The sequence below is a fragment of the Nocardia sp. NPDC127526 genome (assembly GCF_042672265.1).
GTDB lineage: Bacteria > Actinomycetota > Actinomycetes > Mycobacteriales > Mycobacteriaceae > Nocardia.
Genome location: NZ_JBHXVO010000002.1, coordinates 243,809 through 257,596, shown reverse-complemented (window position 1 = coordinate 257,596; position 13,788 = coordinate 243,809). Strand labels below are relative to the sequence as shown.

Genomic DNA, 13,788 nt, shown 5'->3' with positions numbered 1-13,788 from the left:
TCCGTGAGCGCACTCGACATCCCTCTCGAAACCCCGCGCCCCACACGGAATTCCACCGTGTGGGCCGGGGTGGCGGCGGTCTTCATCGCCGTCTTCATGCAAATGGTCGATGCGACGATCGTGACCGTCGCGATTCCCGATATCGTGCGCGACCTCGGCGCGAGCTCGGCCGAATCCTCGCTCATGCTCACCGGGTACACCGTCGCGCTGGCGTGCGCGCTGCTGCCGAGCGCGCGGCTGGGAATGCGCTGGGGCCGTGGCGGTTTCTTCACCGCCGCCCTCGCGGTCTTCGTCGCCGCCTCGGTGCTGTGCGGCCTGGCTCCGACCCCGCTCGCGCTCATTGCCGCGCGCGTACTGCAAGGGGCCGCGGCCGGTGCGGTCTCGGCGCAGCCGATCGCCATTATCAGCGCCCGGTTCGCCGATACCGCGCGCCGCAATCTCGCCTTCGCGCTCTACGGCGCGACGGCGGGCACCGCGGCCATGCTGGGACCGCTCATCGGGGGAGTGCTGCTCGGCACGAATCCCCTTGACCTGTCCTGGCGTTCGATCTTCCTGGTGAATCTGATTCCCGGCGCGGTGGCGCTCGCACTGGCCGCCCGGCACCTGCGCGGATCGGTGGTACGGGAACGCTGCGCCCTCGACGCGGCGGGTGCGGTGCTGGCGACGGCCGGGCTGTTCCTGCTCATCTACGGGCTCTCGATCGGCCGTGAACATCGTTGGTCGCCACCGATTCTCGCCATGCTGGTCGGCGCGCTGGTGATCTTCGCGGCCTTCGTCGTGCACGAACGCCGGGTGGCCGCGCGCGGCGGATCCCCATTGATCGATCCCGGATTATTCGTCGCACCACGGTTTTTCGGCTGGATCCTGGCCTGTCTGGTGGTGTACGGCGTCTTCGGCGCCTACCTGTTCACCATGTCGGTGTCGCTGCAATTCGGGCTCGGCTACAGCGCGCTGCGCACGGGAGTGGCGACGCTGCCGTTCTCGGCGGGCGCGGTGATCGGCGCACTGTCCGCACCCCGATTGGCGGGCCTGCTCGGCAATCGCATGATCGGGCTCGGGTGCGCCCTGTTCGGCGTGCTGCTGGTCGGGTGGCTGCTGGCCCTGGACCCGTCACCCGCCACGCTGTCGTGGCCGGTGCTGATGATCCCGTTGGTCCTGGGCGGGCTGGGCGTGGGCGCGGCGGCCGCGCGCCTGCAGATCGCGGTCGTGGCGGCCGTTCCGCCGCGCTCCATCGATTCCGCCTCCGGCCTGGTGCCCACCGCCCAGCAGGTCGGAAACTCCCTGGGCGTGGCGCTGATCGGCATTCTGTTCTTCCACGCCATCGCCGTCGCCGCGCCCGCGGCCGTGAGCCAGGAGCGCGACCAGCTCCAGCAGCAGCTCACGGCGGTCACCCCGTTCGCCCCGACCATTGCCAATGAATTCGCCCGCTGTGCGACCCTGCAACTGCAATCGCCCACCCCGGAACGAACTCCGGACGGCTGTGATCATTCCGGGTCGTCGACGCAGCAGCCCGGGGCCGCCAAGATCGCCGAACAGGTGACGCCGACCGTCCAATCCGCCGCACGCAGCCTCTCGGGCACGGTCTTCGTCACCGCCTTCCGTGTCGCGGTGGCGGTCCTGCTCGTACTCGTCTCCCTCACGAGCCTCCCGCTGCTGATTCGACGGCGAAACAGCAACGCTCCCTGAGCGCCGGCCTCACATTCCGCCGGGCTGTCTCGTCGGAGGAATGTAGGCATCAACGACGCTAGGAGCACATTATGGAAGCTCGCCTGAATCTGTTGGAGAGCCCGGTCGCGGCCAAATCCCTGAAGTATCTCGTCTCGGCGGGAAAGGTGGTCTCGGATTCGACGCTGCCCCATGCGACACAAGAGTTGATGCGGTTGCGCGCCAGTCAGATCAATGGATGCGGAGCCTGCGTCGATATCCATACCAAGGAAGCCGCGCATGCCGGCGAGGACGCCGTGCGGCTGCATCTGGTGGCGACCTGGCGGGATGCGTCGGTCTTCACCGAGGCCGAGCGCGCGGCGCTGGAATTGACCGAACAGGGCACGCGTATCGCCGATGCGGCGGGCGGGGTGACCGACGCGGCCTGGGCGAATGTGGTGCAGCATTTCGACGAGGACCAGATCGGCGCGATGGTGGCGCTCATCGCCAATATCAATGCCTTCAACCGGCTGAACGTGATCACCCAGCAGGCCGGCGGTGAGTACCGGGTCGGGCAGTTCGGATAACGAGAAGTACACGCCCGGGCACCGTTCGACGGTGCCCGGGCGTTGTTCGTCGTATCCGCTCTCCCCAGGGAAGGTGAAGCAGACCAATGCATTTGCGAATCGTCACCATCAATGTCCAGAATCGCGAAGGCGATAAACGCCGTCTCGACCTGCTCAATCAGGAATTGCGGCGGCTGGAACCGGATTTGGTCGCACTCCAGGAAGTGGTCGACGACGGCCACCTCGACGAACTGCTGGAGGGCACCGGATTACACGGCACCCACCAGTCTGCCGGACTGCCCTACACACCGCCGTTCGTCGGCCGCTACGGCGGAAATGCGGTGGCCTGCCGCTGGCCGCATCACATTGTGGAAGTCCTCGATCTGCGCGTCGCGGGCGCTGCCGACGTGCCCTGGTGCACGGTGGCGGTCAAGGTGCCATTGCCGGAGGTGGGCGACGTGCTGTTCATTTCCGCCACGGCGGCATGGCGATTGGACGACGAGGCCGTGCGCGAACAGCAGGCGCTGGCGCTCACCGATCTGGATGCGCGGCACCGCACCGACCTGCCGACCATTATCGCCGGTGATTTCAATGCCGAACCGGACGCGGCGAGCATCCGCTATCTCACCGGCCGGCAATCGCTGTCGGGGCGCAGCGTGCACTATCACGACGCGTGGGCGATTGCCGGAGACGGCCCGGGGCATACCTGGAGTGTCGACAATGCGAACGCCGCCGCGCTGTTCGATCAGATCGTGCGCCAGCCGGGGCATCGGCGGCGGCTCGACTATGTGTTCACCGGATCGTGGCATGCGCATCCGCGGGCCCGCTGCGAGGTTCGCGCCGCGCGCCTGGCCTTCGACGAGCCGGTCGACGGGGTCTGGCCCAGCGACCACTACGGCGTGGTGGTCGATGTCGACATCGAGATCGACACACCGCTGCGGGCACTGTCTGCTGGAAACCCATCTGCCGGAAGTGGTTTCGTTGATTCGTGATTTCCTGGCCGGCTGCTGTGAAGCGGACTAGCGTGGGGTGGATGTTGCCTTGGTCTGCCGAACTTGCCGGACGTCTCGACGAGCACACCATCGACAGCGCGTTGCTGCGCGACAACCCGTTGAAGGATCCGCACGAGCGGCCGCTGTGGGTGTACGTGCCACCCGGGTACGACGACGAGGATCGGCGCTACCCGGTGGTGTATGTGATCCAGGGGTACACCGGGCATGTCGCCATGTGGCGCAATCGGATGCCGTACCGCCGCCCGTTCCCCGAGACCGCCGACGAGGTCTTCGCCGCCGGAACGGCGCCGCCGGCCATTGTCGTCTACGTCGACGCCTGGACCGCCTACGGCGGCAGCCAGTTCGTCGACTCCGCCGGCACCGGGCTCTACCACTCGTATCTGTGCAACGAGGTGGTGCCGTGGGTGGACGCCAACTACCGCACGCTCGCCGATCGGGACCATCGCGCCATCATGGGCAAGAGCAGCGGCGGCCTCGGCGCCATGATCACGCCCATGCTGCGCCCGGATCTGTTCGGCGCCTTGGCTACCCATGCCGGGGACGCGCTCTACGAGTTCAGCTACATCCCCGAATTCGCCAAGGCCGTACGGCATCTGCGCCGCTACGACGGCGATATCCACCGCTGGTGGGAGAACTTCAACGAGCGGGTGTCGTTCACCGAGCCCGGGGACGACGATCTGCTCACCCTCTACGGGGTGGCGGCGTGTTTCTCGCCCGCGGTGGACGGGCGGCCCGAGCTACCGTTCGATACGCGGACCGGTGTGCTGAAACCCGATGTGTGGCAACGGTGGCTGGCCTGGGATCCGGTGCGCATGGTGCCCGCCCATGCCGAGGCGCTGCGGTCGATGCGGGCGATCTGGATCGACGGCGGCACCCGGGACGAGTGGTATCTCGACATCGGCGCGAAAGCCTTCCACAATGCCCTGCTGACCAGCGAGGTGGATCCGGAGATCATCCACTTCGAGCTGTTCGACGCCGGGCACGGTGGCATCGACTATCGCTACCCGATGTCGCTGGCCTGGCTGGCACGCCGGCTCGGTGATGCCGAGTCCTAGTCAGCGCGACAGCAGCGACTGCGCCACGACCAGTGCGCCGAGGATCAGCACGGCCACGCCGATCACCTGCAGCCCGGCGTCCGCGGCTGAGACGAAGGCGGTGATCACATCGGCGGATCGGGGCGGGCTGGTTGCGGCGAGGGCCTGGGCGACGGTGTGTGGATCGTGGGCGGCGCGGATATCCGAGGGCAGCGCGTCGACGAAGCGGGCCGTCAGGATGGTGCCGATGACGGCTACGCCGAGGGCGCTGCCGAATTCGCGCGTGGTGGCCTGCAACCCGGTGCCGACCCCGGCCTGGGATGCGGGCAGTGAGCCCGCGATGACGCCGGACAGGGTCGGAAGGGCCAGTGTCACACCGATTCCGGTGACCACCAGCCACGCGGCGTAGCCGAGGTAAGGGGTGTGCGCGCCGGTCGTGGACAGGCCGAGCAGGCCGCCGCCCACGAACAGGAAGGCCAGCGCGATGGTGGCGTCCAGGCCGATGCGCTGCGACAGGCCTCCGACATACCGCGCGCCGACAATGATGGGCAGCGTGAGCGGGATAACGCCCAAACCGGTTTGCAGAACGCCGAATCCCTTGCCGTACTGCAAGAACGAGGCATTGACGTAGAACAGCGCGAACATGCCGAAGAAGACCGTCGTCATACCCAGGCAGGCACTGCGCAGCGCCGGGATGCGCAGCAATCGGGGATCGAGCAGCGGATGCTCGACCTTCAACTCGACCAGGGTCCACACCGTGAAAAGCACGGCCGCGCTGACGAACCCGGTGATGACGACGGTGCTGCCCCAGCCCGCTTCCGGGCCTTCGACAATGCCGACCAGCAGCGCGACCGAGGCCGCCACGAGCAGGATCGTGCCGAGCGGATCGAGGCGGCGGTCGTGCCGCGCCGACACCGGCGCGATCCGGGCGGCGAGCGCGGCCAGCAGCAGTGCGAGCGGGACGGCGGCGGCGAACAACCAGCGCCAGGATCCACTCGTCAGCACCGCACCGCCACCGGCATTGCCGGCGACTCCGCCGATACCGGTCATCGACGCCCAGGTCGCAATGGTCGCGGCCTTCCGGTCCGCGGGCACGGCGTGCAGCAGGATCGCGAGGGTATTGGGCAGCACCGCCGCCGCGCCGACACCGGTGATGGCGCGACCCGCCAGCAGCACGGCCACATTCGGCGCTACCGCCGACAGCAGCGCGCCCGCCGCGAACAGCAGCAGCCCGATGAGCAGAACACCCTTGCGGCCGAAGCGGTCTCCCGCGGCACCGCCCGGAATCACCAGGCAGGCAAAGCAGATCACGTAGGTGTCGACGATCCAGATGAGCGCCGAGGCGGACGGATGCAGAGCGCTCGCGGCGAGCATGGGCACGGCGAGGTTGATGGCGGCGACCATGCCGACGACGAGGGCGACGCAGGCGCACATGACGGTGAGCAATCCGCGCCGGTACAGCGGCGCGGGCCGCTCGCGCGCCGGCGTCGAGGGCTTGCTGGTCAAGACATTCCATGACATGGCTACGACGGTAGAAATCCCCGCATTGTTCATGCGACGCAACTTTGGCAATCGAGAGTTGCATACGATGCAACTATGGCCGCCGACCAGCTCGACCTGAATCTCCTGCGCGTATTCGACGCACTGCTCCAAGAGGGCAGCGTGACAGCGGCGTCCGAACGCCTGCACCTGTCCATCCCCGCCACGAGCCGCGCGCTCGGCCGGCTGCGGCGGGCCATGAACGACCCGATCCTGGTGCGCGCCGGTCGCGGCATGGCCCCGACCCCGTTCGCCCTGCGCACCGCGCCGCGAGTGCGCTCACTGCTCGACGAGGCGGCCGCGCTGATCAGCGCCGATCGGACGATTCCGATCGCGGAGCTGAAGCGCACCTTCACGATCCGCATCAACGACGGCGTGGCGGCCACCCTCGCGACCGCCGCCGTCGACGCCACCGCAGCCCTCGCCCCCAATGTCACCCTGCGGTTCGTGGCCGAAGGCAGCGAAAGCCCCGAAGCCCTGCGCGACGGCTCGGTCGACCTCGATATCGGCGCGGGCGAGGTCACCGCCCCCGACATCCGCAGCGCCCTGCTCTATCGCGAACAGATGGTCGGCATCGTCCGCGCCGCCGGCCCACTGGGCCGCCATCGCCGCCCAACCCTCCGCCAACTGTCCCGGCACGCACACGTCTCGGCCTCGCGCCGCGGCCGCGCCCGCGGCCCACTCGACGACGCGCTCGAGGCCGCAGGCCTGCAACGCCATGTCGCCGCCGTCGTTCCCACCTACGCCGTCGCCATCCTGCTGGTCTCTTCCAGCGCCTACGTCGGCTTGGTGCCCCAACGCCTGGCCGAACAGTACGCACCCACGCTGGGCATCCGCTGGTTCCCCCTCCCGGCCGAACTGCCGGAAATCGAAGTCCGCCTGCTCTGGCACGCCCGCCTCGACGCCGACCCGGCCCAGCGCTGGCTCCGCGAGACAATCCGCACGGCTCTCGGCAAGGCCGGAAATCAAGCCGCCGGCAATTGCGTGTTCACCTCCGATTAGCGCCCTGAAAACCTTGTGCGACAGGCGATTATGGGGTTTCGCGCTCATCACGCCGGGGCGTCCGCGCGAACCTATTCTGGTGGCATGCCGAAGGCATCCGCCGCGACGCGCGCAGCTCGCGGGAACCGACGTCCGGAACGATCCGTCTCGCTGTGGCTGGCCGCTACCGCCATCGCGCTCGGGCTGCTGCAACTGTTCGCACTGCCGCTGATCCTGTTGCCGCGCACCGTGAGCTGGGGTTGGTTGCTGGTCCCGCTGGTGCTGTCGACCACGCCGTTCTGGTCGGTCGTTCACGAATCCATCCACGGCACGCTGACCGCGCGGCGCGGGCTCAACGATCGCTGCGGGCGGGTGCTGGCGGTGCTGTACGGCTCGCCGTTCACCCTGCTGAAGACCGGCCATCTGCTGCATCACCGCTACAGCCGCACCCGGGAGCGTACCGAGATCTACGATCCGGCGAGTTCGACGTGGGCGCGGAGCGCGCCCGGGTACTACCTGCGGTTGCTGGGCGGGCTGTATCTGCTGGAGGTAGTCGCGATCCTGCTCGCCGCCTTTCCGGCAGCCGCACTACGGCGGCTCGCTCGCCGCCTGGACTCACCCGACACCGTCTCCGGACCGCTGTTCGAGCGCCTCGCACAACCGAAGGTGCTCAGGCAATTCCGCGTCGACGCCGCCGCGATCGTCGTGCTCCACGCCGCGGCGCTCGCCGCCTACGGTGCGCACGCCTGGATGCTGCTGGCCGCGATCGGCGGGCGCGCGGTCATCATCTCGGTGTCGGACAATGCCTATCACTACGGCACCGATCTGGACGCGCCGCTCGAAGCGTTGAATTTGCGTCTGCCGCGGGTGCTCGAGCGATTCGCGCTGAATTTCAACCTGCACGGCGTGCATCATCGCCATCCGGGCCTGCGCTGGTACGAATTGCGCGCGGCATTTCTGGCCGAGGGCGGCCGATACGACCTCGGCTGGTTCGGTGCGGCGGCGCGTCAGCTACGCGGGCCGATCAAGTTGCCGTAGTGCGGATTCGGGCGCGCTTCAGCAGTAGTGATCGGGTCGTCCGAGTGTTTCGACCGGGGTCGCGCCGGGCCGGGTCCACTGCGGAACGGGGCGGCTGGTCTCATCCCAGGTGGCGTTGCCGTCCGCGTCAGAGCGCCAGTACCAGCATGATTCATGGCCCTCGGGCCAGCCGTGCGGATGGTCCTCCCATGCCTCGCCGCGGCCGTAGGGCGTCACATCGAGCAATGCCATGGACCCGTTGACCAGCTCGGTGCCGCGGCTGGTGGTGGAGTAGGTGAGGAATACGCGGTCCCCGTCGCGCAGGAAGCAACTGAGGTAACCCGGTGCGCCGCCGACCGGTTGGTCCAGGTCGCGGACCGAATACCAGGGCTGGGTGTAGCCCATGAACTCGACATACGGGGCGACCTCCTCCCAGCGGCCCGAGGTCAGGACGGCGAAGGAGACGCCGCGGGCATTGAGGTAGACCGCGTCCTTCAGATGCCAGACCGTGGTGGTGCAGCCCTCGCATTGCCCTTGGTGGGGTGCGCCGTCCCACCACATGTGCTGGTAGGTTACCAGTTCGTCGCGGCCCTGGAACAAGTCGAGGAACGGGGTCGGGCCGTCGGGTCCGACGACCTCGACCTTCCCGTCGAATTCCACCATCGGCAGCCGGCGGCGCTCCGCGGCCAGGGCGTCACCCGCGCGGGTGTGCGCCTTCTCGCGGACCAGCAGTTCATTCCGGGCGGCCTGCCAGGTGGCCAGGTCGACAATGGGCGGGCGGCCGGGCAGTTCGGTGGCCGGATCGTGCGGCGTGGTCGTCATGATGTCCTCCGTGGGTCTCGTACCGGCAGCGCCGTGCGACGTCGGACGACGCTCACTAGTACTGACCCGGATACCCGCGCGAACTCATCGCGATCACGGGCGGCGGGTGCGCGGGAGTGGGAAGCTATAGGCGGGGATTCGTTCGAAGCTTTGCCGTGCCGACGGGTGGGAGCTCGACATGCCGGAAATCAGCGATGAGGTCGACGTGTTGGTGGTCGGCGGCGGGCCGGTCGGACTGACCGCGCGGGCGCTGCTGGAGCGCTGGGGCGTGCGGGTGCTGCTGGTCGAGAAACACGGTGGGCTGCCGCCGTTTCCACGGTCGCGGCTGGTCAATATGCGGTCGATGGAGATCTTCCGGCGGCTCGGGCTGGCCGCCGAGATCACCCGGGTGGGGTTCGCGCCGGAGTTCGGGCGGGTGCGTTTCCGGGACACCCTGCGCGACAGCGATTTCGCGACGGCGACCATGGTCGGGATCCACGGGGGGATCGCGGAGAGCCCGGAGATCGGCGTGGTCACCTCCCAGGACCGCTTGGAACCGATCCTGTTGGGCGCGGGCGAGACGCCGGCGCGGTTCGGGGTGGAGCTCACGGATCTGATCGCGGACGACGACGGTGTGACGGCCGTGCTCACCGATCTGCGCGGAGGCGGGCGGTCGCAGCTGCGGGCGCGGTATGTGCTCGCCGCCGACGGCGCGAATTCGACTGTCCGGCAGCGGCTGGGCATCGGCACCAATGGTCCGGGCGCGCTCGGCCGGTTCACCACCGTGGTGTTCGACGCGGAACTACGGGACTGGTCGGCCGCACAGCCCGCCGGGGTGTACTTCACCAGGCACGGCTCGTTCGCGCCGCTGTATCCCGAGGGCGGGTGGGCGTGGTTCGGGCGCACTCCCGAGGATCCCGCGACCGCCGACTGGGCCGCGCTGGTGTCCCGCGCCGTCGGACCCGGCAGCGAGGTGAAGCCCGAGGTGCTGCGCGTGCAGCACTGGGTGATGAACGCCTTCGTGGCCGACCGCTTCGCCCGCGGGCGCATCCTGCTGGCCGGGGATGCGGCGCACGCGGTTCCGGTCAATGGCGGTCTGGGAATGAACGCCGGGCTCGCCGACGTGCACAATCTGTGCTGGAAGCTGGCGGGCGTGCTGCACGGCTGGGCCGGTCCCGGATTGCTGGAAACCTATGAGCCGGAACGGCTTCCCGCCGCCCACCAGACGCTGCGGCAGGCCGTGGCCAATGCGCGGCTGGCGATCCGGGTGCAGACCTCGCGCCGCGAACCGGATGACGGTACACCGGGCGCGCCGGAGGGCGAACCGCCGTGGACGACACAATTCTCCGATCAACGAAGTCTGCTCCTGGGCGTCACCTACAACTCCGCCGCCGTGCTGCCCGACGGCAGCGCACCGCCCGGTGCGGCCCTCCCCGGCGGCAGCGCACCCGCCACCGCCTTCGTCCCGGCGGCCATCCCGGGCCAGCGCCTGCCGCACCTGTGGCTGACGCCGGAACGATCGACACTCGACACCCTCGGCGACTGGTTCACGCTGCTGACCCCCGACCCGGAGCGCTGGGAACGCTGCCGCATCCCGCACTGGCCGTTGCGGATCGAACCGCTGGCGATCGAGCATGCGGCCCACTACGGGCTGGGCTTGCAAGGAGCCCTGCTGGTCCGGCCCGACGATCACATCGGCGCGCGCTGGCACGACTATCCGCCCAGCGACTCCGCCCTGCGAGACGCGCTGGCCGTGCTCACCGATGGTCCCGGAGGCCCTTGAGGCGCAGCAGGATTCACCATTCGGCGAACGAGCCGTCCTTGCGCTGCCAGACGGGGTTGCGCCAGCGGTGGCCGACGTCGGCGGCGCGAGCGACGGCCCGCTCGTCGATCCGGATGCCCAGGCCGGGTTCGCACAAGAGACCCGACATAGCCGTCGCGGTAATCGAACACCGTGGGATCGACGAGGTAATCGAGCAGGTCGCCCACAACCCGTCCAGCGTGGGCGCGGCGACCTTCGCCCTGGAAGGATTCCTCGCCGACCGTGAGCATTTCGGCTCGGTCGCCGCCCGCCGCGCCCTGCGCGCCTCCGCTACCTGATCAGTCGAGGCAGAATTCGTTGCCCTCGATGTCCTGCATGTTCAGGCACGACTCGTTCTCCTCATCGGCGAGCAGCAATTTCCCGCGCGTCGCGCCGAGCGGGATCAGCCGGGCGCATTCGGCTTCGAGTACGGCCAGGCGCTCCTCGCCCACCAGCCCGGTGGCGACCCGCACGTCGAGGTGCACGCGGTTCTTGACGACCTTTCCTTCGGGAACGCGCTGGAAATACAGGCGCGGGCCCACGCCGGTGGGGTCCATGGCCACGAACCATGCTCCCCGTTTCTCGGGCGGCTGCGCGCGATGGAAGTCGTCCCAGCCGGCGAACTCCTCCGGTGGCGGCGGTACGACATATCCCAAGACCTCGCACCAGAAACGCGCGACGCGCTCGGGGTCCGCGCAGTCGAAGGTGACCTGGACCTGTTTGACCGATGTCATCGGTCCACCGTAAAGGTGGGATGATTTGTCGTCTAGTCTATTTGGGGTGAGGACTGCGGACATCGATCGCGATTCGGATATGCGGTGGGATTTCGCGGGTCCGGCCGATGCCGTGCCGCTGGGAGCCCGGATCATCGGATATCGCCAGGTGGGCGGCGCCGCGCTGGATCTGCGGGTGGCCGCCGCGGCAGCGGTGACCGTGCTGATCGAATTCGGTGACGACGGGCTGACCATCGACGATGCGGTCGGGCGGCGCACCGTCGGCGGGCTCGTCGCGGGACTTCCCCTCGAGGCCATGCACATTCGTGCCGAGCGGGCGCAGTGCATCGAGGTGCGCCTGTCGCCGCTGCAGGCGTATTCGCTCTTGGGCATCGCCCCAGCCGATCTGGGCCGGGGCGCTGTCGCACTCGACGAGCTGTGGGGAGCGCGAGCCGGGCGACTGCGCGAACAACTCGCGTCCGCCTCGAGCTGGGACGAGCGGTTCGCGGTGACGACGTCGTTTCTGGCGCAGCAGGACCGGTCGTCGCGGGCGCCCGATCCGGAAGTGGTCGAGGGCTGGCATCGCATCCTCGGCTCCGGTGGTCAGGTGAAGATCGGCGGGCTCGCGGAATCGCTCGGCTGGAGCCACAAGCGGCTGTGGGCCCGATTCGAATCCCAGATCGGCCTGACACCCAAGCGGGCGGCCATGCTGGTCCGCTTCCGGTCCGCGGTCGACGGTCTGCTCGCGGACCGGCCCGCCGCCGCCGTCGCCATGGACTGCGGGTACACCGACCAGGCCCACCTGTGCCGGGACGTCTCGATATTCACCGGCCGCACACCGGGGTCGCTGACCACCCACTATCTGCCCGCCATCGCCCGGCGCCGCTACCGGGCCTGGGGAAGATTTTTCCAATACCCCGAGGCATCGCCCGGCCGATAGTGGTGGCGTGACCAACACATTCGATCCCGAGAAACTGCAGACCGCCCTCGAGAACATTCATCACGCGGGCATCCCCGGCGTCTTCGCCGAGGTGCGCGACCACGACCGAACCTGGAGCGGCGCAGCCGGAGTGGCCGATGTGACCACCGGACGCCCCGTCACGACCGAGATGCGGCACCGCGTCGGCAGTCTCACCAAAACCTTCACCGCCGCCGCCGTGCTGCAACTGGTCGACCAGGGTGAGATCGATCTGGACGACCCCATCGGCGGCTACCTCCCGCACCTGGTTCCCGGCGACCGGGGCGCGTCGATCACCGTCCGCATGCTGATCAACCACACCAGCGGTCTCGCCGAATACCTCCCCTACGCCTACCCGTCCCTCGCGGCCTTCCCCGCCATGGCGAAAACCACACCGCAGAGCCTGGACGACCACCGCTTCACCAGATTCCACCCGGCCGACCTCATCGCACTGGGCGTGGCAGCGCCCGCCACCGGCGCCCCGGGCAGCACCCCCGGGGTGTACTCGAACACCAACTACCTGCTCATGTGCGAACTCCTGGAATCGATCACCGGCATCCCGGCGGCCAAATACATCACCCGCAATGTCATCGAGCGCGCCGGCCTCCAGCACACCGAGCTCCCTACCGACCCGCCCATCACCGGCCCGTACTCCCATCACTACGAGTCCTGGTTCGGCATGATCGACCCCCCACGCGACTTCAGCATCTACGACATGTCCTTCGTAGGCCCCGCCGCCTCCCTGATCTCCACCGTCGCGGACCTGAACCGCTTCTACGGTCTCCTCCTGTCCGGCGACATCATCAGCAGCGCCTCCCTGTCCCAGATGCAACGCACCGTCCCGGTCATCGCCTTCGACGGCAAAACCCTCGACTACGGCCTCGGCCTCCAGAAGACCACCGTCCCCGGCCACGGAACCTATTGGGGCCACGAGGGTTCGGTCTGGGGCGGCGGCGCCGTCTCCATGACCCGCGCCGACGGCAACCGACAACTCTCCCTCGCGGTGAACCTGCAACGCTGGAACCGCCTCGACTCCGCTGGAAAGCCGCAACCCCACCCCATCGACGCCGCACTCCAGGCTTTCACCCAACTCGTGCTGTGCGGCTGACCCGGCGGTAGTGGTGCCGAATCGGCGGGGGGAGGGCTGCGGCCGATTATGATCGATGAATTTCGGGCGCTTCTTCCGTCTCTACTGGTGGCAACAGCCGTACCGGCACGAGTAAAGGAATGATTGCGATGAGCGGACTGGGAATCTGTCTGTGGTTCGACAATGAAGGTGAGGAGGCCGCGAAGTACTACACCTCGATCTTCAAGAACTCCAAGATCAATTCTGTCGTCCCGTACGGCGACGCCTTCCCCGGTAAGGCCGGGCAGACGATGGTCGTGGACTTCGAGATCAACGGCCAGAAGGTCACCGCCCTCAATGGCGGGAAGATGGACTGGGCCTTCAACGGCGCCATCTCGCTGATGATCGACTGTGAGGACCAGGCCGAGGTCGATCACTACTGGAACGCGCTCACCGCCGACGGCGGCCAGGAAATCCAATGCGGTTGGCTCACCGATAAATACGGCGTGAGCTGGCAGGTCACCCCCAAGCGCTACTACGAGCTCGCCGACCCCTCGGACCCGGCCCGCGCCGACCGCGTCAACAAGGCCCTGGAATCGATGAAGAAGATCGATCTCGCCGCCCTGGAACGCGCTGCGGCAGAAGAATAACCGCC

General features: G+C 68.3%; 13 protein-coding genes and 1 pseudogene. 10 read left to right on the top strand and 4 right to left on the bottom strand.

Annotated elements, in window-relative coordinates:
• The first annotated feature begins 3 nt into the window (after positions 1-3).
• The 4 genes from ACFVIV_RS04290 to ACFVIV_RS04275 all read left to right on the top strand — a co-directional run bounded on the left by ACFVIV_RS04290 (position 4) and on the right by ACFVIV_RS04275 (position 4,278).
• Positions 4-1,686 (top strand): MFS transporter, encoded by a 1,683-nt coding sequence (locus ACFVIV_RS04290; protein ID WP_379193340.1) that lies wholly within the window; start codon positions 4-6, stop codon positions 1,684-1,686.
• 71 nt (positions 1,687-1,757) lie between these two features.
• On the top strand, positions 1,758-2,231 hold the full coding sequence (locus tag ACFVIV_RS04285) for a carboxymuconolactone decarboxylase family protein (protein ID WP_379193339.1): 474 nt from the start codon (positions 1,758-1,760) through the stop codon (positions 2,229-2,231).
• Between the two features lie 86 nt (positions 2,232-2,317).
• A complete protein-coding gene (locus ACFVIV_RS04280; RefSeq protein ID WP_379193338.1) occupies positions 2,318-3,202 on the top strand; it encodes an endonuclease/exonuclease/phosphatase family protein in 885 nt (294 codons plus the stop codon).
• A gap of 41 nt (positions 3,203-3,243) precedes the next feature.
• The gene (locus ACFVIV_RS04275; RefSeq protein ID WP_379193337.1) at positions 3,244-4,278 is read left to right on the top strand and encodes an alpha/beta hydrolase; all 1,035 of its coding nucleotides are present in this window, start codon (positions 3,244-3,246) and stop codon (positions 4,276-4,278) included.
• On the opposite strand, the gene ACFVIV_RS04270 is transcribed toward ACFVIV_RS04275, so the two are convergent.
• Complete coding sequence (locus ACFVIV_RS04270) at positions 4,279-5,778, bottom strand: MFS transporter (RefSeq protein WP_379193336.1); 1,500 nt, start codon at positions 5,776-5,778, stop codon at positions 4,279-4,281.
• 75 nt (positions 5,779-5,853) lie between these two features.
• Here ACFVIV_RS04270 and ACFVIV_RS04265 point away from each other — a divergent pair, with 75 nt between their 5' ends.
• Together ACFVIV_RS04265 and ACFVIV_RS04260 are read left to right on the top strand one after the other, a co-directional pair.
• Entirely contained in the window at positions 5,854-6,798 is a 945-nt protein-coding gene (locus tag ACFVIV_RS04265; RefSeq protein WP_379193335.1) for a LysR family transcriptional regulator, read from the top strand.
• A gap of 84 nt (positions 6,799-6,882) precedes the next feature.
• Positions 6,883-7,815, top strand: coding sequence for a fatty acid desaturase (locus tag ACFVIV_RS04260; protein ID WP_379193334.1), 933 nt, complete (start codon positions 6,883-6,885; stop codon positions 7,813-7,815).
• An 18-nt stretch (positions 7,816-7,833) separates the two neighbouring features.
• Here the strand turns inward: ACFVIV_RS04260 and ACFVIV_RS04255 are convergent, their stop codons facing one another.
• A complete protein-coding gene (locus ACFVIV_RS04255) occupies positions 7,834-8,616 on the bottom strand; it encodes a DUF899 family protein (RefSeq protein ID WP_379193333.1) in 783 nt (260 codons plus the stop codon).
• A 178-nt stretch (positions 8,617-8,794) separates the two neighbouring features.
• On the opposite strand from ACFVIV_RS04255, the gene ACFVIV_RS04250 reads away from it, so the two are divergent.
• Positions 8,795-10,378 carry an FAD-dependent monooxygenase gene (locus tag ACFVIV_RS04250; protein WP_379193332.1) on the top strand — a complete coding sequence of 528 codons (1,584 nt, stop codon included), beginning with the start codon at positions 8,795-8,797 and terminating at the stop codon, positions 10,376-10,378.
• Between the two features lie 13 nt (positions 10,379-10,391).
• On the opposite strand, the pseudogene ACFVIV_RS04245 reads toward ACFVIV_RS04250, so the two are convergent.
• Positions 10,392-10,578, bottom strand: a pseudogene (locus tag ACFVIV_RS04245) (D-galactonate dehydratase); the annotation flags it as partial.
• 117 nt (positions 10,579-10,695) lie between these two features.
• Entirely contained in the window at positions 10,696-11,130 is a 435-nt protein-coding gene (locus ACFVIV_RS04240) for a VOC family protein (protein WP_379193331.1), read from the bottom strand.
• 46 nt (positions 11,131-11,176) lie between these two features.
• Between ACFVIV_RS04240 and ACFVIV_RS04235 the strand changes: the two genes are divergently transcribed.
• The 3 genes from ACFVIV_RS04235 to ACFVIV_RS04225 all read left to right on the top strand — a co-directional run bounded on the left by ACFVIV_RS04235 (position 11,177) and on the right by ACFVIV_RS04225 (position 13,783).
• Entirely contained in the window at positions 11,177-12,049 is an 873-nt protein-coding gene (locus ACFVIV_RS04235) for a helix-turn-helix domain-containing protein (protein ID WP_379193330.1), read from the top strand.
• A gap of 7 nt (positions 12,050-12,056) precedes the next feature.
• Positions 12,057-13,175 carry a serine hydrolase domain-containing protein gene (locus ACFVIV_RS04230; protein ID WP_379193329.1) on the top strand — a complete coding sequence of 373 codons (1,119 nt, stop codon included), beginning with the start codon at positions 12,057-12,059 and terminating at the stop codon, positions 13,173-13,175.
• Positions 13,176-13,303: 128 nt separating this feature from the next.
• The gene (locus ACFVIV_RS04225; protein WP_379193328.1) at positions 13,304-13,783 is read left to right on the top strand and encodes a VOC family protein; all 480 of its coding nucleotides are present in this window, start codon (positions 13,304-13,306) and stop codon (positions 13,781-13,783) included.
• Positions 13,784-13,788 lie beyond the last annotated feature (5 nt).